At 72.1% G+C, this 24,239-nt stretch carries 24 protein-coding genes and 1 riboswitch; of the genes, 12 read left to right on the forward strand and 12 right to left on the reverse strand.

The features are described from left to right. Positions 1 to 24: 24 nt before the first annotated feature. From MBA17_RS16550 to MBA17_RS16580, 7 genes are all read right to left on the reverse strand, one after another. Entirely contained in the window at positions 25 to 2,754 is a 2,730-nt protein-coding gene (locus MBA17_RS16550) for a DEAD/DEAH box helicase (RefSeq protein WP_238497364.1), read from the reverse strand. A 159-nt stretch (positions 2,755 to 2,913) separates the two neighbouring features. Continuing rightward, positions 2,914 to 3,804: a diacylglycerol/lipid kinase family protein gene (locus tag MBA17_RS16555; protein ID WP_238497365.1), complete on the reverse strand. Its 891-nt coding sequence runs from the start codon at positions 3,802 to 3,804 to the stop codon at positions 2,914 to 2,916. 26 nt (positions 3,805 to 3,830) lie between these two features. Beyond that, positions 3,831 to 4,703 (reverse strand): twin-arginine translocase subunit TatC, encoded by an 873-nt coding sequence (gene tatC / locus MBA17_RS16560; RefSeq protein WP_238497366.1) that lies wholly within the window; start codon positions 4,701 to 4,703, stop codon positions 3,831 to 3,833. A 52-nt stretch (positions 4,704 to 4,755) separates the two neighbouring features. Further along, positions 4,756 to 5,094, reverse strand: coding sequence for a Sec-independent protein translocase subunit TatA (gene tatA, locus MBA17_RS16565; protein ID WP_238497367.1), 339 nt, complete (start codon positions 5,092 to 5,094; stop codon positions 4,756 to 4,758). Positions 5,095 to 5,159: 65 nt separating this feature from the next. Further along, positions 5,160 to 5,360 (reverse strand): hypothetical protein, encoded by a 201-nt coding sequence (locus MBA17_RS16570; RefSeq protein ID WP_238497368.1) that lies wholly within the window; start codon positions 5,358 to 5,360, stop codon positions 5,160 to 5,162. Further along, positions 5,357 to 6,325: a helix-turn-helix transcriptional regulator gene (locus MBA17_RS16575; RefSeq protein ID WP_238497369.1), complete on the reverse strand. Its 969-nt coding sequence runs from the start codon at positions 6,323 to 6,325 to the stop codon at positions 5,357 to 5,359. The genes MBA17_RS16570 and MBA17_RS16575 overlap by 4 nt, the downstream gene beginning before the upstream one ends. Next, positions 6,322 to 7,272 carry a helix-turn-helix transcriptional regulator gene (locus tag MBA17_RS16580; protein WP_238497370.1) on the reverse strand — a complete coding sequence of 317 codons (951 nt, stop codon included), beginning with the start codon at positions 7,270 to 7,272 and terminating at the stop codon, positions 6,322 to 6,324. Before MBA17_RS16580 ends, MBA17_RS16575 begins: the two co-directional genes overlap by 4 nt. A 103-nt stretch (positions 7,273 to 7,375) precedes the next feature. Between MBA17_RS16580 and MBA17_RS16585 the strand changes: the two genes are divergently transcribed. Next, positions 7,376 to 8,449, forward strand: a complete 1,074-nt coding sequence (locus MBA17_RS16585; protein WP_238497371.1) for a DUF3866 family protein — start codon at positions 7,376 to 7,378, stop codon at positions 8,447 to 8,449. Here the strand turns inward: MBA17_RS16585 and MBA17_RS16590 are convergent. The 4 genes from MBA17_RS16590 to MBA17_RS16605 form a co-directional block, all read right to left on the reverse strand. Beyond that, positions 8,395 to 8,880 (reverse strand): DUF3291 domain-containing protein, encoded by a 486-nt coding sequence (locus MBA17_RS16590; protein ID WP_238497574.1) that lies wholly within the window; start codon positions 8,878 to 8,880, stop codon positions 8,395 to 8,397. The two genes, MBA17_RS16585 and MBA17_RS16590, sit on opposite strands and share 55 nt — an antisense overlap. Before the next feature lie 60 nt (positions 8,881 to 8,940). Further along, complete coding sequence (locus MBA17_RS16595) at positions 8,941 to 9,564, reverse strand: helix-turn-helix transcriptional regulator (protein WP_238497372.1); 624 nt, start codon at positions 9,562 to 9,564, stop codon at positions 8,941 to 8,943. A gap of 32 nt (positions 9,565 to 9,596) precedes the next feature. Then, positions 9,597 to 9,791 (reverse strand): hypothetical protein, encoded by a 195-nt coding sequence (locus MBA17_RS16600; protein ID WP_238497373.1) that lies wholly within the window; start codon positions 9,789 to 9,791, stop codon positions 9,597 to 9,599. A 105-nt stretch (positions 9,792 to 9,896) separates the two neighbouring features. Continuing rightward, positions 9,897 to 10,415, reverse strand: a complete 519-nt coding sequence (locus tag MBA17_RS16605) for a GNAT family N-acetyltransferase (RefSeq protein WP_238497374.1) — start codon at positions 10,413 to 10,415, stop codon at positions 9,897 to 9,899. A gap of 238 nt (positions 10,416 to 10,653) precedes the next feature. Here MBA17_RS16605 and MBA17_RS16610 point away from each other — a divergent pair, with 238 nt between their 5' ends. The 6 genes from MBA17_RS16610 to MBA17_RS16635 all read left to right on the forward strand — a co-directional run bounded on the left by MBA17_RS16610 (position 10,654) and on the right by MBA17_RS16635 (position 15,698). Next, positions 10,654 to 11,835, forward strand: a complete 1,182-nt coding sequence (locus tag MBA17_RS16610) for a sensor histidine kinase (RefSeq protein ID WP_238497375.1) — start codon at positions 10,654 to 10,656, stop codon at positions 11,833 to 11,835. After that, positions 11,832 to 12,488, forward strand: coding sequence for a response regulator (locus tag MBA17_RS16615; protein WP_238497575.1), 657 nt, complete (start codon positions 11,832 to 11,834; stop codon positions 12,486 to 12,488). The genes MBA17_RS16610 and MBA17_RS16615 overlap by 4 nt, the downstream gene beginning before the upstream one ends. 141 nt (positions 12,489 to 12,629) lie before the next feature. After that, positions 12,630 to 13,055, forward strand: a complete 426-nt coding sequence (locus MBA17_RS16620) for a hypothetical protein (protein WP_238497376.1) — start codon at positions 12,630 to 12,632, stop codon at positions 13,053 to 13,055. Between the two features lie 79 nt (positions 13,056 to 13,134). After that, positions 13,135 to 13,872, forward strand: a complete 738-nt coding sequence (locus MBA17_RS16625) for an ATP-binding cassette domain-containing protein (RefSeq protein ID WP_238497377.1) — start codon at positions 13,135 to 13,137, stop codon at positions 13,870 to 13,872. Between the two features lie 3 nt (positions 13,873 to 13,875). Beyond that, the gene (locus MBA17_RS16630; RefSeq protein ID WP_238497378.1) at positions 13,876 to 15,120 is read left to right on the forward strand and encodes a DUF7224 domain-containing protein; all 1,245 of its coding nucleotides are present in this window, start codon (positions 13,876 to 13,878) and stop codon (positions 15,118 to 15,120) included. After that, positions 15,117 to 15,698 (forward strand): hypothetical protein, encoded by a 582-nt coding sequence (locus tag MBA17_RS16635; protein WP_238497379.1) that lies wholly within the window; start codon positions 15,117 to 15,119, stop codon positions 15,696 to 15,698. Before MBA17_RS16630 ends, MBA17_RS16635 begins: the two co-directional genes overlap by 4 nt. A gap of 152 nt (positions 15,699 to 15,850) precedes the next feature. On the opposite strand, the gene MBA17_RS16640 is transcribed toward MBA17_RS16635, so the two are convergent. Continuing rightward, entirely contained in the window at positions 15,851 to 17,728 is a 1,878-nt protein-coding gene (locus MBA17_RS16640; RefSeq protein ID WP_238497380.1) for an FAD/NAD(P)-binding protein, read from the reverse strand. Positions 17,729 to 17,853: 125 nt separating this feature from the next. Continuing rightward, positions 17,854 to 17,974, forward strand: a riboswitch (SAM riboswitch). Between the two features lie 50 nt (positions 17,975 to 18,024). Between MBA17_RS16640 and MBA17_RS16645 the strand changes: the two genes are divergently transcribed. From MBA17_RS16645 to MBA17_RS16665, 5 genes are read left to right on the forward strand one after another with little or no spacing between them, the layout of a single operon-like run. Then, positions 18,025 to 19,110 carry an ABC transporter substrate-binding protein gene (locus tag MBA17_RS16645; protein WP_238497381.1) on the forward strand — a complete coding sequence of 362 codons (1,086 nt, stop codon included), beginning with the start codon at positions 18,025 to 18,027 and terminating at the stop codon, positions 19,108 to 19,110. Continuing rightward, positions 19,077 to 20,267 carry an ABC transporter ATP-binding protein gene (locus MBA17_RS16650; protein ID WP_238497382.1) on the forward strand — a complete coding sequence of 397 codons (1,191 nt, stop codon included), beginning with the start codon at positions 19,077 to 19,079 and terminating at the stop codon, positions 20,265 to 20,267. Before MBA17_RS16645 ends, MBA17_RS16650 begins: the two co-directional genes overlap by 34 nt. Further along, positions 20,264 to 21,130, forward strand: coding sequence for an ABC transporter permease (locus MBA17_RS16655; RefSeq protein WP_238497383.1), 867 nt, complete (start codon positions 20,264 to 20,266; stop codon positions 21,128 to 21,130). Before MBA17_RS16650 ends, MBA17_RS16655 begins: the two co-directional genes overlap by 4 nt. Beyond that, positions 21,123 to 21,926 (forward strand): ABC transporter permease, encoded by an 804-nt coding sequence (locus tag MBA17_RS16660; protein ID WP_238497384.1) that lies wholly within the window; start codon positions 21,123 to 21,125, stop codon positions 21,924 to 21,926. Before MBA17_RS16655 ends, MBA17_RS16660 begins: the two co-directional genes overlap by 8 nt. Further along, positions 21,923 to 24,238 carry a hydantoinase/oxoprolinase family protein gene (locus MBA17_RS16665; RefSeq protein WP_238497385.1) on the forward strand — a complete coding sequence of 772 codons (2,316 nt, stop codon included), beginning with the start codon at positions 21,923 to 21,925 and terminating at the stop codon, positions 24,236 to 24,238. Before MBA17_RS16660 ends, MBA17_RS16665 begins: the two co-directional genes overlap by 4 nt. Position 24,239 lies beyond the last annotated feature (1 nt).

Consider the following 24,239-nt stretch of genomic DNA (forward strand, 5'->3'; position numbering starts at 1 on the left):
CTGTCGGGGCGTGCCCAGGTCAGGTCAGGTCACCGAGGTGTAGGCGACCACGCCTCTCCTGATCGCGTCCATCGCCTTGCCGGCGTTCTGCTTCACGGGGCTGCCCGGAGGCGCGGCGTCGCCGATCTGGCCGAGCAGGTCGAGCAGCTGCTTGGTCCAGCGCACGAAGTCGCCGGCGGCGAGCTCGCCCCCGTTGACGCCGTCGAGCAGCACCGCGTCGAGGTTGTGGCCCCTGGCCCAGCGGAAGGCCGCCCAGGCGAAGCCGAAGTCGGGCTCGCGGATGAAGGACAGGCCGTGCTGCTCCTCGACGCCCTCCAGCTCACTCCACAGCCGGACCATCGCGGCCAGCGCCTGGGTGGCCTCGCCCGCGGGGATCTTCGGCCTCCTGGCCTCGTCGGCCTGCCGCGACTCGAACACCAGCGAGGAGACGCACGCGGCGAGCTCCGCCGGATCCAGCGCGTCCCACAGACCGGCCCGCAGGCACTCGGAGGTGAGCAGGTCGAGCTCGGTGTAGAGCTGTGCCAGGCGGCGGCCCAGCGGGGTGACGGTCTCGCCGTCGAGGTAGCCCAGCTGGTCGAGCACGCCGCACACCTTGTCGAAGGTGCGGGCGATGACGTGGGACCGGCTCTCGACGCGGCGGCGCAGCCCGTCGGTCTCGCGCAGCAGCTTGTAGTAGCGCTCGGCCCAGCGAGCGTGGTCCTCCCGTTCGTCGCAGCCGTGGCAGGGGTGCTGGCGAAGCTGCCGCCGCAGCTCGGCGATCTCCTCGTCCTCGACCGCGTGGTCACGGGCCCTGGGGGGCTTGCCCAGGTCGCGGTCGCCGAGCTTGGCGTGCAGGGTGGAGACGAGGTTGGCACGCTCCTTCGGCGAGCGCGCGTTGAAGTTCTTGGGGATGCGCAGGTGATCCACCGGCTCGATCGGCACCGGGAAGTCGCCCGTGGAGAGCCGCTTGACCTGCTTGCCGATGGTGAGCACCAGCGGCGAGGGACCCTCGCCGCGCGAGTTGAGCCCGGGATCGAGCACGACCGCGAGACCGGCCCTGCGTCCGCCCGGCACCCGGATGACGTCTCCCGGCTTCAGCGCCTCCAGCGACCGCAACGCCTGGGCGCGACGGGCCGCACCGCGCTGGCGCGACAACTCGGACTCCCTGTCGGACAGCCGCCTGCGCAGCGCGGCGTACTCGGGGAAGTCGCCGAGGTGGCAGGTCATCGCCTCGCGGTAGCCGTCGAGGGCCTCCTCGTGGCGGCGCAGCTCGCGGGCGAGGCCGACCACCGCCCGATCCGCCTGGAACTGGGCGAAGGACGATTCCAGCAGGGTGCGGGCGCGGCCCCGGCCGACCTGGCCCACCAGGTTGACGGCCATGTTGTAGGAGGGCCGGAAGCTGGAGCGCAGCGGGTAGGTGCGGGTGCTGGCCAGGCCGGCGACCGAGACCGGGTCCATGCCCGGCTGCCAGATGACCGTGGCGTGGCCTTCGACGTCGATGCCGCGCCGCCCGGCCCGCCCGGTGAGCTGGGTGTACTCGCCCGGGGTGAGATCGGCGTGGGACTCGCCGTTCCACTTGTCGAGCCGCTCGATCACCACCGAGCGAGCCGGCATGTTGATGCCCAGCGCGAGCGTCTCAGTGGCGAAGACGGCCTTGACCAGGTTCCGGGTGAACAGCTCCTCGACGACCTCCTTGAAGGTCGGCAGCATGCCCGCGTGGTGGGCGGCCAGGCCGCGCTCCAGGCAGTCGCGCCACTCCAGGAAGCCGAGCACGGCCAGGTCCTCGTCGGGCAGGTGGGCGGTGCGCTCGTCGACGATCTGGCGGATCTCGTGCTGCTCGCGGTCGGTGGTCAGGCGGAGCCCGGAGTACAGGCACTGCATCACCGCGGCGTCGCACCCGGCGCGGGAGAAGATGAAGGTGATCGCGGGCAGCAGCCCTTCGGAGTCGAGCCGCTCGATCACGTCGGCCCGGTTGGGCGGCCGGAAGCCGCGGGGGCGGGTGTAGCCGCGCTTGCCGCGCGTGGTGGCCAGCCGTACCTCGTCGCGGGCGATGCGGACCAGGGAGGGGTTCACGCGGGGCCGGTCGCCGTCGTCCTCGGCCACGAAGAGGTCGTAGAGCCGGTTGCCGACCATCATGTGCTGCCAGAGCGGGACGGGGCGGTGCTCGTCGACGATGACGGTGGTGTCGCCGCGGACCTCGCCCAGCCATTCGCCGAACTCCTCGGCGTTGCTGACCGTGGCGGACAGCGCGGCCAGCCGTACCGACTCGGGCAGGTGGATGATGACCTCTTCCCAGACCGCGCCGCGGAAGCGGTCGGCCAGGTAGTGGACCTCGTCCATCACCACGTGACCCAGGCCGGCGAGGGTGCCGGACCCGGCGTAGAGCATGTTGCGGAGCACCTCGGTGGTCATCACCACGATGGGCGCCTCGCCGTTGACGCTGTTGTCGCCCGTCAGCAGGCCCACGCTCTTGGTGCCGTACCGCTTGACCAGGTCGTTGTACTTCTGGTTGGACAGCGCCTTGATCGGGGTGGTGTAGAAGCACTTGCGGCCCTGCTCCAGGGCCAGGTGGACGGCGAACTCCCCCACCACGGTCTTGCCCGAGCCGGTCGGCGCGGCCACGAGCACGCCGTCGCCCGCCTCCAGCGCGCGGCAGGCGTCGATCTGGAACTCGTCGAGGGAGAAGTCGTACAGCTCACGGAACGACCTGATGGCGGGCCCGTCGTCGGTGAGGCTCTGACGGAAGGCCGCGTAGCGTTCCGCTGGGGTGGTCATGCCCTTCAGCCTACCGATATCGGGATTCCGGTCGGTCCTGCCGACGGTCCCGGCCGTTTCGGATCCGGGCCGCCGGAGCCGCTTCCTGCTGCCGGTCATCCGTCGTGGCGGTGTGCGCGTACGGCCGGCACTCGCAGGTGCGGCCCTTTACAAAGTAGATCAGGTGAGGACGTGGAGCGCCCCGGGGACGAGCTCGCAGGTGATCGGGGCCGGACCGATTCGCTCGCCGTCGGCGTAGGCCACCACGCCGGGGGCCGAGATCTCCACCCGGGTCGCGGTGCGGACCGTCACCGCCGGATGGGTGACATGGGTGCCCCGGTAGACACGTGGGAAGGTGCGCAGGAACTCGCCCCTGGGGATCGCGCCGAGGACCATCACGTCGAGCAGCCCGTCGCCCGGGTCGGCCGCCGGGCAGACCCGCATCCCCGCGCCGTACGCGCCGGTGTTGCCCACCGCCACCAGCATCGCCTCCCGCTCGATCACCTCGCGCCCGGCCGGCGACTCGAGCGTGATCGTGAACGGGATCGGCCGGAACGCCCGCAGTTCCTGGACCACGGCCACCAGATACTTGGCCATTCCCGGCGGCCAGGTGCGCGCGTTGGCCCTCTCGTTGACCCGGGAGTCGAAGCCGCAGGCCAGCACGCCGGCGAACCACTCCGTCCCGTCGATGAGGACGGCGTCGATCGTGCGCGTCATGCCGCGCAGCACGGTGGCCGCCGCGGCGGCCGGGTCGCGTGCCGGGATGCCGAGCGCCGTGGCGATGTCGTTGCCGGTGCCCGCGGGGATGATCCCGAGCGGCACGGCCGTGCCCGCGGTCGCCTGCACGGCCAGGTGGACGAGCCCGTCGCCGCCGAAGGCCACCAGCGCGGCGGGATCTTCGGCGACCGCGGTGCAGGCCAGTTCGAGCGCCTCGCCCGCGGTGGTGGCGGCCAGCACGGACACCTCCCGGCCGCCGGCCCGCAGGCGCCGTAGTGCGGGCGCCAGCAGGCGCAGGGAACGGCCTCCGCGAGCGGCCGGATTCACGAGCAGGGCGATCTCACCAGCGGGCACAACCCGGAACTTATCCTGCTATCCAGCTATTTCGGAGCGTCGGCGTCCGTCGTGCCCAAATCGAGAGGTGAGGCCTCGTCGTCGGACAGCGACGAGAAGTCCTCGGACGGGTTCCGCTTCTCGCGCAGATACATGAACCCCTCGGCCAGCATGAACAGCAGCACCATGGGGATGGCCAGCGCGATCATCGTGAAGGGATCGCCGCCGGGGGTGGCGACTGCGCCGAACACGAACATGATGAAGATGACCATGCGCCGGTGCTTCTTGACCGAGGCATGCGAGATCACGCCGATCATGTTGAGGAACACGAGGAACAACGGCAGCTCGAAGGAGATGCCGAAGACGAGCAGCATGATCAGCGTGTAGTTGAGATATTCGTCGATCTGGATCAGGGCGACGGTGTCCTCGGGCGCGAAGCCCAGCAGGATGGCCAGGCTCGTGTCCATGACGAGATAGGCGAGCAGCCCGCCGACGAGGAAGAGCGGGATGGACAGCGCCATGAAGGCGACCGTGTAGCGCTTCTCGTTGCGGTAGAGCCCAGGGGTGACGAACGCCCAGATCTGGTAGAGCCAGACAGGCGAGGACAGCATGACGCCCACCATCGCCGCGACCTGCAGGGTCAGGAAGAAGGACTGGAAGATGCCGCCGATCGCGAGGCTGCACTCCCCCGGCTTCAGCTGCTGCGCCGCGGCGGTCTCGCAGTAGGGCGCCTTGATGAAGTCCCAGACCGGATCGAAGAACAGGAATCCGATGACCACCCCGACGACCAGCGCGAGCACCGCGACGACCAGCCGGTTCCGCAACTCGCGGAGGTGGGCCATGAGCGGCATCCGGCCCTCCGAGTCGGCGGCTGGAGCCGACCCGTTCGCACTCGGCTTGGGCCATTTGAGCAGAGCCATCTGGGGATCCCTGATCTGGCGAGGCGGACAGTGGGGAGGGGCGTGGCTTCGCTCAGTTCAGCTTGTCCTGCTGCACCCCGGCGTCGGCGCGGACGCGGGTCTGCTCACGGTCCCGAAGGATCTTGTCCTGCTCCTCGGGGGTCAGCACCACTGCCTGCTGGAGCTGCGGCGCCGGCGCGGGGGCCGGCTGCGGCGTCGCGGGAGCGACGGTGGTGTTCACCTGCTGTGCGTTGGGGTCGTCATTGTCGTCGCGGAGCTTCGCGGTCTCGGACTTGAAGATGCGCAGCGAACGGCCGATGCCACGAGCGGCCTCGGGCAGCTTCTTCGCCCCGAAGAGCATCACCAGGACCACCGCAATGATGATCAGCTCTGTGGGTCCCAAGTTAGGCATGTCTCATCCTTTACGCCGAACGACGTGCTTTCCTTGACCGATCGTACGCTGCCAGAGGCGTGCTCTCACCCCCGCGGCACCTTGATCTCTTTCTCATTTTGCCCCAACGCGTCCCGTTTGACTGCCAGACAGGATCGGGTTCTCTCCAGTTCACGTCCGAGAAGCCGCGCGGCCGTCACCACTCTGACCGACAGCACCGCCAGTGGCACCAGCCCCGCGACGCCCAGCCCGGCCAGGAGGAATGCCCAGGTGGAGCCGTTGTTCACCCCGTGCACTCCTCGTATCGCGCCAGTGCCTCCGACGCCTGCTCGCGGACCGCACCGGCCAGTGAGGGCGGCGAGACCACTCGTCCCGTGTCGCCGAGGCGCAGCGCCAGCCGTACCAGCCAGCCCTGGTCACGGGCCCGCAGCGAAACGCGCATCCGCCCGTCGCCGAGCTCCACGACCTCCTCGCACGGGTAGTACTCCGTCACCCAGCGGCCGGCCGGGGTCACCTCCAGCTCGACGAGCTCGTCGGTGGGCGAGGGGCGGAAGACGCCCTGGGCGACGTCGAGCGGCTCCGCGTCCTCGGGCGGCTCGGCGGCCACGTCGAGGATGCGGACGTCGAGCATCCGGTCGAGCCTGAACAGCCGCACCGCCTCGGCCCGGTAGCACCAGCCCTCCAGGTAGGAGCGCCCGTCGGCGACGACCAGGCGCATCGGGTCGACGTCACGCGGGGTCACCTCGTCCCGGCCGGGGACGTAGTAGGTCAGCGACAGCCGCCGGCGGGTCCTCAACCCCTCGTTGACCGCCGCCAGCGCACCGGGGGCCGCGTCCATCTCCACGGCCACCTGGCTGCTGACGGCCGCCGCGCCCTCGCCCGCGGCGCGCTCCAGCTTCGCGATCACCCGGGCCAGCGCGTCACGATCGCCCACCTCGGCGAACTCGGGGAACTCCTGCAGCATCCGCAGCGCCACCAGCAGCGCGCTGGCCTCGTCGGTCGCCAGGCGCAGCGGCCTGGCGATGGTCTCGGCGTTGTCGATGAGGATCTCGCCGCCGTCCCAGGAGACGTCGATGAGGTCGCCCGGCGTGTGCCCGGGCAGTCCGCACATCCACACGAGCTGAAGGTCGTCGATGAGCTGCTTCTCACTGAGCCCGAAGATCTTCGCGACCTCGGGCACCGTGGCCCCCTGGTGCGACATCAGGTAGGGCACCAGGGCGAGCAGCCTCGGCAGACGGTCGGCCGTACTCATGCCAGCGCTCCCTTGAGACGGCGGATCACCGAGTCGCGCGCGTCGGACGGCTCGACCACCTCGACGTCGGCGCCCAGGCTGGCGATCCAGCCCGCCAGCCGCTCCGGGTCGGCGAAGACCAGCTCCACCTCGTCCCATCCGTCCGCGCCCGGCCGTACCGCCTGGGCGAGCTGGCGCAGGCCCTCGCAGGTGCCCGCACGGACCCGCAGCAGCGCCGGGCGCTCCGGCAGGGCGAGGTCGTCGCGATAGCCGACCAGGGCGCGCAGGTCGACCGCCTCGGGCACCTCGACCACTCCGGGACGGCCGATCGGGCTCACCGGACCGGCGATCCTGCTCAGCCGGAAGACCCTCGACTCCCCCCGGTCGCGGTCGTGGCCCACGACGTACCATCTGCCGCGGCGGCTGACCACGCCCCACGGCTCCAGGGTGCGGGTCCGCACGGTGCCGCTGCCGGCCGTACGGTAGTCGAAGCGGACGGCGCGGCGGTCGCGGACGGCCTCCCACAGCGCGGGGAAGGACGGGTCGCGGGTGTCCACCCGCAGCTCCAGCGCGCCGATCGCGCTCTCGTCGGTCTCCACTCCGCCGGCCCGCAGTTTGAGCAGCGCGCCGCCCGCCGCCTCCGCCAGGCTGGCCCGCTGCCACACCTGGGCGGCCAGGCCCAGCACCGCGGCCTCGTCGGCCTCCAGCGTGATCTCGGGAAGCTCGTAGGACTGGCGGACGATCCGGTAACCGGGCTCGTCCTCCCAGGGGTCCTTGTGCACCTCGATGGGCACGCCGATCTCGCGCAGCTCGTTCTTGTCGCGCTCGAACATCCGCTGGAAGGCCTCGTCGCCGTCACGGTCGTATCCGGGCACGGCGTGCCTGATCTGCTCGGCCGACAGTGGCCGGCGTGTGCTCAGCAGGCAGATCACGAGATTGAGCAGCCGCTCGGTCTTGCGCCGCGACATCGGGCCTCCCTCCTGTTCGAATCTCGCTCGAAGAGCTCAGTGTGCATCATCGGATCGGTGCCGATCCGACCCGCGACCGGCCGGAGTCCACTAGCCTTCCCGCGTGATCAGATGGCGTAAGGGCGAGGTCGTGAGGATCCGGCGCGAGTGGACCGGCGCCATCGAACTCGAGGTGAGCCTATCGGGCGAAGTGGCGCGCGCGCTCGCCTATCCGGCACTGGTGGGACGGCCGGAGCCGGGCGACGTGGTCCTGCTCAACACCACGGCCCTGGCCATGGGGCTGGGCACCGGCGGCTACGCGATGGTGGTCGCCATCCCGGACCGGCTGCCGCCCGATCCGGTGGGGCCCGGGCACCTGGTGAAGGCCCGTTACACGCCGCTCCAGGCCACGGTGCTCGGCGCCGACGAGCAGGACTCCCCGCACCACGACGTCCTGTGCGAGGCCGACTCGGTGGACGGCATGCCCGTGGTGGTGGCCGATCTGCACTCGGCGCTGCCGGCGATCCTGTGCGGCCTGTACGGCTCCCGCCCGGGGAACCGGCCGAAGGTCGCCTACGTGATGCTCGACGGCGGCGCGCTGCCCGCCTGGTTCTCCATGGCGTGCGCCCGGCTGCGCGAGCTGGACTGGTTGTGCGGGGTCGTCACGGTCGGGCAGGCGTTCGGCGGCGACGTGGAGACGGTGACCACCCACACCGGGCTGCTGGCCGCCCGCCACGTGCTGGGCGCCGACGTCGCGATCGTCGCCCAGGGGCCGGGGAACCTCGGCACCGGGACCCGCTGGGGGTTCTCCGGGGTCTCGGCGGGCGAGGCGATCAACGCCGCGGCGGTGCTGGGCGGGCGGCCGGTGGCGGCGCTGCGGATCAGCGAGGGCGACAAGAGAGAACGCCACCTCGGGGTCTCCCACCACTCGCTGACCGCCTACGGCCGGGTCGCGCTGGCCCGCGCCCAGGTGGCGGTGCCCGCGCTGGCCGGCGAGTTCGGCGAGCGGGTCGCCGGGCAGGCGGCGGAGCTGGAGGGCCGGCACGAGCTGGTCACCGTCCCGGTCGAGGACCTGTACGCGGCGCTGGCGGAGTCGCCGGTGAAGCTGTCGACCATGGGCAGGTCGCTGGACGAGGACCTGTCCTACTTCCTGGGCTCCGCGGCGGCGGGCAGGCTGGCCGCCTCGCTGCTCTCGTAGAACTCCTTGAAGGTGAACGCCCGCGGCCCGGGACCCTCGGCGCGCAGCAGGGCGAGCCGCGCCATGCCCTCCTCCAGCGTCGGGATGACGCCCTCGGGGATCCACCACATCACGCTGGTCGCCTCCGCGCTGCGTACGAACCACTCCCTGCGCCGCTGGAGGACCGCCAGGTGCTCCGTGCGGTACATGTAGTTCCACAACGGCTCGCGGCTCTCCCACACGGAGAAGTTGATCAGCAGGTGGTCGCCGTACTCGTGCTTGACGGTGGCGTCGGGCTCCTCCCCTCCCTTGAGCCGCCAGACGAATCCGGGCGCGGCGTCGGCCAGGGCGTTGATCGGCGCAAGGGCCTCGACGAACTCCTTGAGCTCGGGTGACTCCTTGGGGGCGCGCATGTGACCGATGTTGAGCTGGGCGAGATGCATGACGGTCAGCACACCACGCCCTCCGCTTCTATGTCAACTTTCATTAGTTTTAGAAGCGCTGTCGGCCGCTCACTCGGAGAACGCCACGCAGCACTCCCCCGGGATCGGGTCCGTGCGGGCCACCGTGCCCTGCTCGCCCAGGCCCGCCAGCAGGCCCTCGCACAGGGCCAGGTTCATCGAGCACACGAGCAGCGGGTGCTCCTCGGAGAGCACGTGGAACGGGCAGTTACGCAGTCTGAGCACGCCCGCCTCATCGCGGTAGGGCTCGTAGCCGCGCTCGCGGAGGGCGTCCTCCAGCGAGCCGCCGCCCGCGGTGCGGGCGCCCACCTCGCGGGCGGCGGCCTCCGCCCGCTCCTCGCCGCCCACCGCCTCCACGACCGCGGCCAGCACCAGGGCGAGCGTGTTGTAGTCGCGCGGCGGCACGCTGACCACCCGCTCCGCCCGGGCCCGCCGGTAGACCTTGGCGGGCCGGCCGCCGCCGGGCCCGCTCCGCCCGCCCAGCCGTTTGAAGCCCGCCTCCAGCAGCTCCGCCTCGACCAGCTTGTCCAGGTGGAACGCGGCCAGGGTGCGCTGCACGCCCGCCGCCTCGGCGGCCTCGTTGCGCCCGACCTCGCGCCCCTGGGCCGCCACGAAGTCGTACAGCGCCCGCCGCACCGGGTCCTGGAGGGTCGCGACCGCCTGGAGATCGTCCACAGCTGCGAGTCTAGGACCCGGGCGCAGGTGCCCTACTTCCCGGCCTTCCCCCTGGTCGTCTCGCTCTCGTACAGCAGGAACCCGCCGGGGACGCGCGGGCCGGCGGCCGACGCACGGGCGGGCCCGCCGACACCGGCCAGTGTCGTGCCGACGACCATGGCGGCCGACGCCGCGGCGATCCGCCTGCTCGAACCGGGCCATCCTCTGGTCACACGTACCGAAGCCATCCAAGTCTTCCTTCCGTAACCGCTGTTCAGGAGATTGGATGACGAAGGCAGGCGATTCGTTCGCCGTCGGGGCCCTTCTCTTGCCGGCGGTTCGGAGCGGCCGGCTCAGCCGGCGCTGCGGCGCTCCAGCATCACCACGTCGCGCCAGACGCCGTGGTGGCGGCCGAGGCGTTCCCGGGTGCCGACGACGCGGAAGCCGAGGGACCGGTGCAGGGAGAGGCTGGCGGTGTTCTCGGGGAAGATCGCGGACTGGATCGTCCAGACGCCGGCGTCCTCTGAGGCGGCGATGAACGCGACGAGCAGCGCGCGCCCGACGCCACGCGACATGTGGCCGGGGTGGACGTAGACGCTGTGCTCGACGACTCCGGCGTAGACCGGCCGGGCGGACACCCGGGAGGCGGCGACCCAGCCGACGACCTCGCCGGTCCCGAGGTCGGTGGCGACGTGGCTCAGCCGGGGAAGCTTGGCGGCGATGAACTCCGCCCAGGAGGGGACCACGGTCTCGAAGGTGGCCTGCCCGGTCTCCAGCCCCGCCTCGTAGATGGCCAGCACCCGCTCGGCGTCGCCGTCGCGCATCGGCCGGATCTCCAGCCCCGGCGCGGTGGCGGTCGTACCGGGCCTCATCGGCTCATGTCCCCCGCCGGGGCTCGGACGAGATCCACCGGCGTCGCTCCGTTCTGACACCCTTGGATGCTAGCCAACGCCGTTTCGCCGGGCGGGTACGGGGGTGCCGCGCCAAGGGCACACGTGCGGATCCGCGCGCGTCCGCCTGGAGGCTGATTCTCCGGGTCTGCCCCGGCGCGTATCCGCTGTGCGCGACAAGGGTGACGCGGGTCACTCGCGCGGGCCGTACCGTCGAACCATGGCGCGACGCTTCTTGCTGTGGTGGAGTGGTCATCATCAGGTCGCGGACGCGCTTCTGGCCGTGGTCGCCTGCGCCTTCCTGCTGATCGAGGTCCCCTACAGCGACCGGACCATCCTCACGCCGGGTGACATTCCCCTCATGTTCTGGGGCGATCTGACGGCCTACGCCGCGCTGGCGTGGCGGCGCAGATCTCCCCTGGTCGTCCTCACCCTGGTGTGGGCGCTGTGGCTGGCCGGCGGCCGATGGGACATCTGGACGGAGTGGAACGCCTCTTGGGCGGAACTGGGCACCCCCACCGCGCTGATGCTCATGTTCTACACCGCGGGCCGCTGGAGCCCGTCGAGACGGGTCGGCCTCCTCCTCGCCGGCACCCTGCTTCCCTGCGCGCTGTCGATCGTCCAGCTGACCCGGCCGGGGCTCCTGCCGTCCTGGGTGCCCGCGCCCGCCGACGCCCTCTTCCTCATGTCGCCCGTCCTCTGCGCCGGGGCGTGGGCGCTCGGGCGGGTGCGCCGTTCCGACGTGGAGGCCGTCGCGCTCGCCGAGGAGAGCCGGGCGCAGGCCGTACTGGCCGAGGAGCGGGTGCGCATCGCCCGCGAACTCCACGACATCGTCGCGCACAACGTCAGCGCCATGGTCATCCAGTCGGACGGCGCCGCCGCCGCGCTGCTCGACGACGACGTCGCCGAGGTCGGCAAGGCGGTCGACGCGATCGGGCGGTCGGGCAGGGTCGCGCTCGGTGAGCTCAGACTGCTGCTGGCGGTCCTGCGCGACGTGCCGGACGGGCCGCAACCCGGTGTCGAGGCCATCGAGAGCCTGGCCGAACGGCTTCCCCTGGAGGTACGGTTACGAGTCGAAGGCCAGGTACGCGAGATGCCCGCGGCACTGGGGCTGGCCGCCTACCGGATCGTGCAAGAGGCTCTGACCAACACACTGCGGCACGCTGGGAAGGAAGCCAACGCTGAGGTGCTCCTCCACTACGCCGAAGACGGACTGCACATCCAGATCACCGACGACGGCGCCTTCAAATCGCAAGGTACGCCGGGGGTGTCCCGGCTGAAGGGATCCGGCCACGGCCTGGTCGGCATCCGCGAACGGGCCGCGATGTTCGGTGGCACGGCTCAGGCGGCGTCGCTGCCCCGGCATGGCTTCGAGGTGAGGGCGACACTGCCGTGGACGTGATTCGCGTGCTGCTCGTCGACGACCAGGAGCTGGTCCGCACCGGATTCCGGCTGGTGCTGCGCCGCGAACCCGGCATCGACGTCGTCGGCGAGGCGGCCGACGGCCAGGAGGCGCTCGACCTGATGGACACGGTCGAGGTCGACGTGGTGGTCATGGACGTCCGGATGCCGGGCATGGACGGGATCGAGGCGACCCGGCGGATCTGCGCGCGCGGCGCACGCCCCAAGGTCCTCATCCTGACCACCTTCGACCTGGACGAGTACGTCTTCAGCTCGATCAAGGCGGGAGCCAGCGGCTTCCTGCTGAAGGACATCGGGCCCAGGTTCCTCGTCGAGGGGATACGGATCGTGCACAGCGGCGACTCCGTCATCGCCCCGCCCACGACGCGGCGGCTCATCTCACGCTTCCTCCCCCGCCTGCCCGACTCCGGGAGGACGCCCGACAAGCGGGCCGCGCTGCTCAGCCCCCGCGAACGCGAGGTGCTCACCGAGATCGCCACCGGTCTGTCGAACGCCGAGATCGCCACCCGGATGTACGTGTCCGAGGGCACCGTCCGCACGCATGTCAGCAGGATCCTCGCCAAACTCGATCTGCGCGATCGGGTTCAGGCCGTCGTCTTCGCCTACGAGAACGGCCTCATCCGGCTCGGCTGACCCTTTCCGGACTACGTAGATCCGCGGATTGCGGAGTCAGCGGCAAGGCAGATGTGGGCGACCCGGCCGCCCGCCCATTCTGGTCGTGAGATTCCGCTCCCCGGCTCGCGGGGAGAAAGGATCGACCGGAAGGAAAGCCAGATGGCCGGATCAGTGAGACGCGCTCTCAGCAAAGGCACCGTCATGGTGGCCGTGATCGGCACGCTGAGCGTGGCCGGCGCCACGTTCGCGTACGCCGAGGGCGCCTTCAGCACCAGCATGAGCAACGTCGCGGCCGGTTTCGAGTCGCGTACCTGGAAGGACCGCAACAGCGACCACTGGAGGACGGCCGTAGAGCTGTCCAGGTGCTCGTCGAACTCCCCGCAGGCCGCGCCCAGGCTGGGACTTTACCGGGAACGAGTCGGCCCCGACTCCCACTACGGGACCAAGGGCTACTGGGGATGCAATTCCCGCAAGGTCCGCGGCGACTGGGGTGACGTCCGCTCCGGCAAGTATCACTTCACGGTGAAGAACATGGGGGCGGACTTCTACCGGGTTTCGGCCCGCAAGGTCCAGGTCTATTACTGATCGGGGGCCGGCCGGTCGGGGCTCCGCGCCTCGACCGGCCGCATTCTTCTGCCATTCATCTCAGCCAGCGGAGAACAAGGTGCCGATATCTCTTCAGGGGTGCGGATTCGGTTATCGCCGCGACTCCATCGTCTTCACGGATCTCGACCTCTCCTTTCCCGAGGGGCGCACGGTGCTGCTCGGCCCGAACGGGGCGGGGAAATCGACGTTGCTCGGCCTGGCCGCCTCGCTGTTCAGGCCGGATCGCGGGCGGGTGTCATGTCAGGGCCTCGATCCCGCGCGACGGCGGGACCGGGCGCGCTATCGGGCGCTCGTGGGGTGGATGCCCCAGTGTGTCCGGCCGCTGCCCGGCCTGACCGTGCGTGAGCAGGTCGGCTACGCGGGCTGGCTCAAGGGCATGTCACGCCGGGCGGCCTGGCGGGGGTCGCTCGCGGCTCTGGAGACGGTGGAGCTCGGCTCGCTCGCGGACCGGAGCTGCGCCCGGCTCTCCGGCGGCCAGCTCCGGCGGCTCGGGCTCGCGCAGACCCTGGTGCACGACGCCGCGGTGATCCTGCTGGACGAGCCCACCGCCGGGCTGGACCCCAATCAGCGGCACCGGTTCGACGAGATCGTCACGCGGGCCGGCGAGGACCGCCATGTGATCGTCTCCACCCATCAGATCGACAACGTGACGGAGACGTACGACTCGGTCGTCCTCCTCGACGAGGGCCGGGTCGCCTACGCGGGACCGCTGGCGGGCTTCACCGCGGCCACCGGCGACCGCGGGCCCGAGTCGGTCGAGGACGCCTACCGGCGGCATGTGGCGCAGGAGGTGTAGGAGATGCCGATACAGCGCTGGCTGCGCGGCTCCGCCGGGAGATACGCCTTTCCCCTCATGACCGTTTTCATGTTCTATGTGCTGGGCGACGGGATGGAGGTTCTGGAGGACAACTGGCTGTCGGCCACGGTGCTGATCTCCTCGGCGGGCGTCCTGGCGATCGGCCCGGCCTGCGCCGCGGCGGGCGCCTGGGAGGGGGCGCGGCTGGCGCGCGGCGGCGTCGGGGCCGGAGCGGAGGTACGGCGGCCGGTGGCGATCCTCGGGTGGTCGCTGCTGCCGGTGCTGGGCGGCGCCGCGGTGAGCCTGCTCGCCGCTCTCGTGCTGGGCGCCTTCGTGATGGCCGGCGTCCCCGGGTTCCCCGACCCGCTGGTGCTCGCGGCAGGCATGATCGTGATCGTCGCCTGGACCCTCGCCGGGTTCTCCGCCGGGCGCTTCCTGCATCCGGTGATCGGAGTCCCGCTGCTCCTGGTCGGCACCTGGCTGTGGCTGGCCTACCCGGTCGCGATCGAGCCGTTCTGGCTCCGCCATCTGACCGGGAACAACCTGGGCTTCTGCTGCGAGACCGACAGCGTGTTCCCGGGGCACGCCCTCCTCGCCCAGGCGGCGCTGGCCATCGCGCTGGCGGTCGCCGCGTTCCTGATGTGGGCGCGCGGGCGGACCGCGTGGTGGGCGGTCGTCTGTGTGCCCGTGGTGGCGGCGGGCGTGGCGTTCCCACTCGTCCGCGACATGGGGCCGGAGGCGCAGATTCCCCGGACCGATGGCCTGGTCTGCGCCCCGTGGGAGGGAACCGAGGTCTGTGTGTGGCGCGAACGGGAGAGCCGGCTGGCGGACGCGGCCCGCGTCGCCGTACCGGCGGCTCGCCGGTTGTCCGCCGGCGCGAAGGTGCCGATGCCGGGCCGCGTCACCGAAGGCCCGGCCGGCGGCGGAGCCTGGGGCTTCTCGGCGCCGCCGGGGGCGGACGGCGGCGAGATCGTCTTCGGGCTCGCCACGAACCTGCTTCCGGCCGCGCCGCCGGCGTGCCCGGGCGGGTGGCCGGGCGCCGGCGCCTACGAGCCGGTGAGCGCGTGGCTGGCCCTCACTGCGGGGGCGCCGCGTGCGGTGGTCTCCCGCAGGGCCGGAGAGGAGAACGTCCGGATCGCCGAGGCGGTGCTGATCCGGCCTCCTGCCGGCCAGGTCCGCTGGCTCCGCGACAACCTGGCCGCGCTCAGCCGTTGCGACGTGCCGTGGCGGGAGGTGACCTCGCCATGAGGCTCTGGTTGCGCGCACACCGCGCCGCGCGCGTGTCGGTCGTGCTCGTCGTGACGATGGCGCTGGTGGTCGTGGTGGGTGACAGAACCGTGCCGCTCCCGAACCTGGCGGGCGCCGACCCCGCTGGCGTGCCCATCGCCCTGGTGCTGCCGCTGCTGGCGGCGGCCGTCCTGACGCACGGTGTCCAGGCCGGCCTCCCGGATGTGGAGGCGACGGCGGTACGGCCCGCCGGCGCCTACCTCACCGGCTTGGTGATCGCCACCTGTGCCGTGTCGGCGTCGGCGGCGCTGGGTCTCACGGTCGCCGGGGTGGAGTCGCACGGATTCGCCGCGGCCCGCAACCTCGCGGGGTTCACCGGGCTGGCGTTGCTCGGCGGCGCCGTGTGGCGGCACGACGCCGCCTCGGTGCTGCCCTCGGCCTATCTGTTCGCGGTGGCGCTGGCCGGCGGCGACTCGTGGTGGGCGTGGCCGGTCGACCCCTCATCCGCCGTGTCCAGCCTGGCCGCCGCCCTGACGGCGTTGGCCGCCGGCCTGGCCACGCTGCCGTCTCCGGTGAGATCCCGGCTCTCCCGCCGATGAACCGGCCCGCGGGGCCTCGGTCTGACCGGGGTCCGGCCGGCGAACCGTACGCTCCGCCCGCGGCGGGTCCTGCTCCGGGTGTCCGCGGCGCTGCGCGAACCCCGGCGCTGCGCGAACCCCGGCGCTGCGTGAGCCCTAGCGCTGCGTGAGCCCTAGCGCTGCGTGAGCAGGGTGAGGGCGGCGCGGGCGACGGCGTCGGCCTGGCGCAGCAGGTCGGCGTCGGCACGGGCCATCGCGCCGAGCGCGGTCCCCCAGTGCACGGACTCCACCGGGATGCCGATGGCGAACCTGGCCGGATGCGGCGTGCCGTCGGCCGTGACGACATGGTGCGGGCTCCTGGTGATCTCCACACCGCCCAGTTCCACGCTTTCGCCCCCGTCCGGGATCGCGTACGGCCGGGCCGCGCCGCTCTCGCGCAGCTGGCGCAGCAGCGGGTCGGCCGTCCGGCGCAGATCCGCCTCGGGCAGATACGCCTCGACGAGCGCCCCGGCCGGGATCGGCTCGCCGTCCACCTGGGGAGAGCCGCCGGTGAACCGTCCCGCCGCACGGCCGATCCGCAGCCCCGGCCCGGCGAACTCCAGCAGCCCGGCCTCGGCCAGGGCGAGCAGTTCCTCGATCCTGACGACCGGCGGGCCGCTGGCCAGCGACGCGGCGAAGCCGCGGAACCAGCCGTCCAGGTCGGCTCGATGGGATCCGCCGCGCAGCCCGCCGTGCTCCACCACGGCCCGCACCCGCGCCCTGGTCGCCCCCAGGGCGGTCATGGCCCGCTTCAACGGGCTGCGCACGGCGTTCTTCGCCTCCCGCACGTCGGCCGCCAGGTGGGCGAGCAACCGGCGGTTCAGCTCGTCCCGGCCCCCGAAGCGCTCGCCGCCGAGCGGGTCGTCGAGCGCGGCGAAGTCGAGTCGGGCGGCCGGGTCGGGAACGGCCCGCGCGATCAGCTCCCGCATCGCCGCCGAATCCCATTCGAGGGCGGCGAACTCAGCGCGGAACTCCTCCTGGCCGGCGGCGAACGACTCCGGCCGCTCGCGCATCAGGGTGTCGTAGTAGACCCAGGCGGCCTCCTTGGCGGCCAGCGGCCACAGGTCACGCCGGAAGTCCAGGTCGCCGGCCCGGCCGAGCAGCCGCGCCACGGCCTCGTCGCCGAAGAAACGCGGCCGGAGCACGGGCGGCATCGCGCCGTAGTCGCCCCGCGCCAGGTACGGCACGCCGCGCCGCGAGCCCGGGCACAGGATCGGCTCGCGTCCCGAGGGACGGTAGCGGAGCCGCCCGTCCGCGTCCCTGGCGAAGACGCCGCCGCGGCCGGTGGTCAGCAGCGAGACGACGTCGAAGAAGTTCATGCCGAGCCCGCGCAGCAGGACGCGGGTCCCCGGCGTGATCGGGTCCAGGTCGAGGTCGAGCGGATTGGCCGGTCCCGCGTACGGCAGGCCGTACGCGGCGGCGTGCCGGGCCAGGCGTTCCTGTTCCGGCGTGGGTTCCAGCCCGGTGTGGCCGCTGGCGATCACGACGGCGTCGGCGACCAGCGGCGGGGCGCCGTTCTCCAGCCCGACGAGCTGGCGGCCGTCCGCGCGTTCGGTGAGGGAGACGGCCCGGGTGCGGTGCAGGTGGACCCGCATCCCGCCGGGCAGCCGGTCCATCGCCCGCTGGAAGGCCCAGCGCAGGTAGTGGCCGTGGAACCGGCGGCTGGGGTGCGACCAGGGGCGCAGCGCGACGGCCTCGGCGGCGATCTCCGGGTCGGGGTGCCCGGTCTGGGCGGCCGCCCACTCGTGCAGGGTCGGGCCCGGCACGATGGGGCCCTCGCAGCGGACCGTGTCGTCGGTGAACAGGGTCGCGTGCGCGGCGACCGTGTTCATCAGGAGGTGGCCCGGCTGGTCCGGCCGCCACACGTGGCCGCCGCCGGGCTCGGCCGGGTCGACCAGGTGGACGTCGAACGGCCTGCCGTACAGCAGGGCGGGGGCGCCGGCGGCGAGTCGTTCCAGCACGGAGACTCCGCGCGGGCCCGCGCCGACGACGCACACGGCGGGACGGTCCACCTGTTGCCTCCACGGTAGGGGGGCCGGAAGGTCCGCTAGCGGCTTCCGAATCCCATCTTGATAGCCTAAATCCTAATTAATGGCAGTTAAGGATTTGCACGTCTCCCGACTGGTATAGTCGGATTTGTCACGAGTTCCAGCGCACAGCCCCGGCTTGCTGGACGGCAACCCTCCCACCGCGGCGGGGTGCCCCGGGTGAAGACGTGGTCGTCGAGCCGAAGGGCTTTCCGGCGGCAAGCGCGGAGACTTCGGTCTGCCTCGCGCCGCCATGGCCCCGGCAGAGTCGGAGGAGAGACATGAAGGGCATCCGCCTGGCGGCGGCTGGCACGGTTGCGGCGCTCGCGCTCGCGGCCTGCGGCGTGGACACCGGCGGCACCGGCGGGCAGTCCTCCAGCGACGCGCGTGAACTCACCGTGACGGCCTTCGCCGGCCCATGGGGAGAACTGTTCAAGAAGTCGTTCGTCGAGCCCTTCGAGCGCGACACCGGCACCAAGGTGAACCTCGTCTACGGGGCCAACGCCGAGTGGCTCACCAAGCTGCGCGCCTCAGGCGGCAAGAACCCGCCCTTCGACGTGATCGCCTTCACCCCCGACGCCTCCCGCCCCGCCGTCGCCGCCGGCCTGCTGGCACCGCTGGACTCCGCCAAGCTGACGCACTACAAGCAGCTCGACCCGGTCCTGCTCAGCAAGTCGAGCTATGAGGGCAAGCAGTACGGCGTGCCGCTCACCACCGGCTCCCTCGGCCTCCTGTACCGCACGGACAAGATCAAGAAAGCGCCGTCGGACTGGCGGGACATCTTCAGCAAGGAGTACTGCGGTCACGTCGCGCTGCCCCCGCTGACCTACAACCCGGGCCTGGAGTTCTTCTCCGCCCTGGTCGCGCAGGACGGCGGCAAGATGTCCGACCCGGCCGCGGTCGACCGGGCGTTCAAGGAGCTGGAGAAGCTCAAGGGCTGCGTGTCCTCCTTCCCGGCCAACGCGGGCAACGTCTCCACCGCCATCGAGAACGGCGACGCGTGGATCATCCCGTTCTGGGATGGCCGCGCCTTCGCCATGGAGCAGGCGGGCACCCCGGCCGGGTTCGTCTACCCCAAGTCCGGCCCGGTGGGCGCGCTCACCTCCTACTTCGTCACCTCGGGCAGCCAGAACAGCGAGCTGGCGACCAAGTTCCTCGACTACCTGACCGCCGCGCAGAACCAGAAGCCGTTCGCCCAGGGCACCTGGTACGCCGCGGGCAACGACTCCATCTCCTACGACAAGGCGTTCGAGGACCGGATCGAGCACGGCCCCCAGGTCTTCGAGAAGTTCAACTGGGTCGACTACACCGTGGCCACGCCCAAGCTCAACGAATGGCAGCAGCGGTGGAACCAGATCTTCGGGTGAGCGGCGCCGGACACGTCGAGATCGACGACCTGACCGCCGGGTACGACGGCGCCAGGATCCTCGACCTCGACCACCTGTCCATCCACCGGGGCGAGTTCCTGTCCATCCTGGGGCCCAGCGGCTGCGGGAAGACGACCCTGCTCAACTGCGTGGCGGGATTCGTCGAGCCGACGGGCGGCCGGATCGTGATCGACGGCGACGACGTGACCGCCCTGCCGCCCTACCGGCGCGGGCTCGGCCTGGTGTTCCAGAACTACGCCCTGTTCCCGCACATGACGGTCGCCGACAACGTCGCCTACGGGCTGAAGGTCCGCCGCCTGGGCAAGGCCGAGGTCGCCGAGCGGGTCGGCGAGGCGCTGCGCCTGGTCAACCTGGAGGACTTCGCCGGGCGGCGGCCCCGGCAGTTGTCGGGCGGGCAGCAGCAGCGGGTGGCCATCGCCCGCGCCCTCGCGATCAGGCCCGCCGTACTGCTGCTCGACGAGCCGCTGTCCAACCTGGACGCCAAGCTGCGCAGGGAGATGCGCGTCGAGTTGCGCACCATCCAGCGGCGGATCGGCACCACCATGGTCTTCGTCACGCACGACCAGGAGGAGGCGTTGTCGCTGTCCGACCGGGTCGCGGTCATGAACGCGGGCCGGATCGAGCAGCTCGGCACCCCCGACGAGGTCTACCGGCGGCCCGCGACCCGCTTCGTGGCACAGTTCATCGGCGCCGCCAACGTGCTGGAGGGCACCGTCACCGCCGCGGGCCTGCTGGACGCCGGCGGCATCCTGGTCGGCGCCGGGACCCTGCGTCCGGGCAGCCGCGCCGTGGTCGCGATCCGCCCGGAACGCATCCGCCTCGACGATGCGGCCGCCCCCGCCGCCGACGGCACCGGAGCCGGGGGGACCGTCGGTTACCGCGCCTTCGCGGGCGACGCCTGGCACGTGGAGGTCCATACGGCGAGCGGGCGCACGATCACCGTCCAGGTCGCCGACACCGGCGGCGGCGTGGCCGACCCGCCGGGCGCGGGCACGGCGGTGACCCTGCGCTGGGACCCCTCGGACGTCATCATCCTCGACCGCGACGCCCGCGACCCGGACGGCGATCGGGGCGGCGACCCGGCCCAGGCCGCGCATCGCGCGGCGGACCGCGACCCGGACGGCGGGGGGCCGTGACGCGGGCGACCCGCCGGTGGCGCGGCGCCGGGTACGTGCTGCCGCTGGTGGTCTTCCTGACGGCGTTGTTCCTGGTGCCGCTCGTGCAGCTGCTGCGGCTCAGCTTCAACCCGGTTGACGCCTACAACGCGGCGCTGCCCGGTTTCACCCTGTCCCACTACGGCAGGGTGCTCACCGAGCCCTACTTCTACGGCGCGCTGCTGCACACCCTGCTGACCGCCGTGCTGGTGGCCGTCCTGTGCGTGCTGCTCGCCTACCCGGCGGCCTACCTGCTGGCCGGGCGGCGACCGGGGACGCTCCGCACCGTGCTGTTCGTGATCGTGATCTCGCCGCTGCTGACCAGCGTGGTGGTCCGCACCTACGGCTGGGTGGTGCTGCTGTCGGGCAACGGGGTGGTCAACCGGGTCCTGGTCGGCAGCGGGCTGATCGACCAGCCCGCCCAGCTGCTCACCAGCTACCCGGCCGTGGTGGTGTCCGTCACGCACGTGCTGCTGCCCTTCGCGATCATCCCGCTCACCACCGCCCTCGGCGGCCTGGACCACAACCTGCACCGGGCCTCCCAGACGCTCGGCGCGGGCCCGGTCCGCACCTTCCTGCGGGTCACGGTGCCGCTCAGCCTGCCCGGCGTGGTCACCGGCGCGCTCATCGTCTTCGCGCTGGCCATGGGCATCTACATCACGCCGCTGCTGGTCGGCGGGGTCACCGAACCGCTGGCAGGCATCCGCGTCTACGACCAGGTCACGACCGTGTTCGACTATCCGGTGGCCGCCGCGCTGAGCTTCGCCCTGCTGGTGATCACTCTGTTGTCCACGACGCTGCTCGGCGGCGCCTTCCGCATCTGGGAACGGCGGCTCTATGGCTAAGGTCCTCAGGTACGACCGGGGGATCCGGCTCCTCGGCGGACTCCTCGCGTGCGGCGTGTTCCTGTTCCTGCTCGCGCCGCTGGCCGTACTGGTCATCAGCTCCTTCAGCCCGACCACCTCGATGGCGTTCCCGCCGTCGGGCGCGTCGCTGAGATGGTACGGCGAAGTGCTCAGCTCACCCGACTGGCTGGTCTCCTTCCAGCTCAGCGGGTTGCTCGTGCTCTACGTGGTGCCCACCACGGTCGTCATCGGCACCCTGGCCGCCTACGGGCTCACCCAGGGCGACTTCCCCGGCCGCAAGCTCATCCAGGCGCTGGCCCTGTCGCCGCTGATGGTCCCGGAGATCATCACGGCGCTCGGGCTCCTCTACTACTTCCACGGCGTCGGGCTGATCAACACCATTCCCGGCCTGTGGCTCGCGCACTCCCTCGTCGCGTTGCCCTTCGTGGTGCGCGCCGTCATGGTCAGCGCCGCCGGGCTGGATCCCACCCCGGAGCGGGCCGCCACCAGCCTGGGCGCGTCCCGGCTACGCGTCTTCCTGACCGTCACCCTGCCGCTGCTGCGGCCCGGCATCATCGCCGGCGCGGTCCTCGCGGCGGTCACCTCGCTCGGCGAGGTCGCCGTCAGCGCGCTCGTCGCCGGCGCCAACACCACGACGGTGCCGCTGCGCATCTTCTCCGCCGTCCAGTTCCAGCTCGACCCGTCGATGGCGGTCGTCTCGACCCTGCTCATGACCGCGAGCGTCGTGGTGATGGTGGTCGCCGACCGGTTCGCCCGCATCTCGGAGGCCCTGTGACAGTCAAGATCGGCATTGATGTCGGCGGCACCTTCACGGACCTGGTCGCCGCCCTGCCCGATCGCGGCCAGGTCCTGCACCACAAGGAGCCGAGCACGCCCGGCGACCCGTCGCTGGCCGTCGTCACCGGGATGGCGACCCTGCTGTCCCGTGCCGATCTCGGCGCCGACCAGGTCACCGGTGTCACCCACGGCACCACCATCGGCCTGAACGCCATCATCCAGCGGCGCGGCGCACGCATCGCGCTGATCGTCACCGAGGGGTACCGCGACGTCCTGGAGATCGGCCGCAGCCGGATGCCCTCCTCCTTCGACCTGTACGCGGGCAAGGAGGAGCCGCTGGTCCCCCGCGAGCGGATCGTGGAGATCGCCGCCCGGCTGGCTCCCGGCGGCGCGCCCGCGACGGTGCCCGATGAGGGCGAACTCGACCGCGTCGCCGCCCGGGTCGCCGCCTCGGGAGCCGACGCGGCGGCGCTCATCGTGCTCCACGGCTACGCCGACCCGTCCTTCGAGGAAGGTATCGCCGAGCGTCTCCGCGACCGGCTCCCCGGGTTGCCGCTGATGGCCGCCGCGACCATCTGGCCCGAGGTACGCGAGTACGAACGTGCCCTCGTCGCCTGCCTGAACGCCTACATCCAGCCGTTGATGCGGGAGTACTTCGCGCGTCTGGAGAGCGGGCTGACCGGGCTGGGCGTGACCGCGCCGATCTTCATCAGCGCCTCCAACGGCGGCTCGCTGAGCCTGCGCTCGGCCGCCGAACGGCCGATCGAGACGGTCCTGTCCGGCCCCGCCTCGGGCGTCACCGCGGCGGTACGGCTGGCCACGGCCGCGGGCGTCGGCAACATCGTCACCTTCGACATGGGCGGCACCAGCAGCGACATCGCGGTGACCGTCGGCGGCTCCCCCGAGTTCGCCACCCACACCACCGTCGGCGGTCTGCCGCTGATCGTGCCCGTGATCGCGGTCAACGCGATCGGCGCGGGCGGCGGCTCGGTGATCTGGGCCGACGAGCACGGGGTGCTGAAGGCCGGGCCCGACAGCGCGGGGGCCGACCCCGGCCCCGTCGCCTACGGCCGCGGCGGCACCCGCCCCACCGTCACCGACTGCTACCTGGTGACCGGCGTGATCGACCCCGCCACCTTCCTCGGCGGCCGGATGCCCCTCGACGCCGCCGCCTCCGCCAAGGCCCTCGACGACCTCTCCACCACGCTCGCCGTACCCCGCACGCAAGACGACGGCCCCGCCCGCGCGCACGCCGACTCCCCCACCCGCGCGAGCGTCCCCCACCGCATCGACGACGGCACCCCCGGCGCACCCAGCGAACAAGGCGGCACCCCCGCCCGCGCGAGCGTCACGCGAGACACCCTCGCGCACGCCGGACGGCGCACGGACAGCGAACCCCCCGCGCATCGCACGCTGGACAACACCCCGGACGGGGCCCTGGAGGGTGCGCACGCGGTGGCCGCCGGGGCGTTGCGGGTGGCCACCGCGGGCATGGCCACCGAACTGCAGAAGATCATGGCACAGCGCGGGCTGGATCCCAGGGAGTTCACCCTGGTCCCCTTCGGCGGCGCGGGGCCGACGCACGCCGCGCTGCTGGCCGCCGAGGTCGGCATCGGGCACATCGTGGTGCCGCCGGACGCGGCGACGTTCTGCGCGCTCGGCGCGGCGGGCGCCGACCTGCGCAGGGACCTCGCGCGCAGCCTCCGCCGCCGCCTCGACGACGCGGGCGCCGTCCGGCTCCGCGAGGTCCTGTCCGGCCTCGCCACCGAGGCCAGGACCTGGCTGACCGCCCAGAACCGCGACGGCGGCCCGACCGAGGAACCAGCGGCGGAGACGGGGACGGTGACGCTCTCCTGCTCGGCCGACATGCGGTACTCCGGCCAGGCCTACGAGTTGCGTGTCGCGCTCCCCTCGGAATGGCTCGACGGCGGAGACGGCCTCGACGCCGCGGTGATCGCCGAGGCCTTCCACACCGAGCACGAGCGGCTGTACGGCTTCCGCGACGCGACGGCGCCGATCGAGCTGGGCACGGCACGGCTGGCCGTCACCGGCGCGGCGGGTCCCATGCCGGCCGTCGCCGTACCTCCCGGGGCCGGCGCCCCGCGACCGGGCAGGCGGCGCGACATCCTGCTCGGCGACACCTGGCACACGGCGGACGTGCACTCCCGTGTCCTGCTCGGCGCGGGCGACGCGTTCGACGGGCCCGCGATCGTCGAACAGGACGACACCACGGTGCTGGTGCCGCCCGGCTGGTCCGTGTCGGTGGACGCCGCCGGCAACCTGCACCTGCACCTGCGTGGGAGGAACTGAC

It is taken from the genome of Dolomitihabitans soli (assembly GCF_022213955.1).
In the GTDB taxonomy this organism is placed as follows: domain Bacteria; phylum Actinomycetota; class Actinomycetes; order Streptosporangiales; family Streptosporangiaceae; genus Streptosporangium_A; species Streptosporangium_A soli.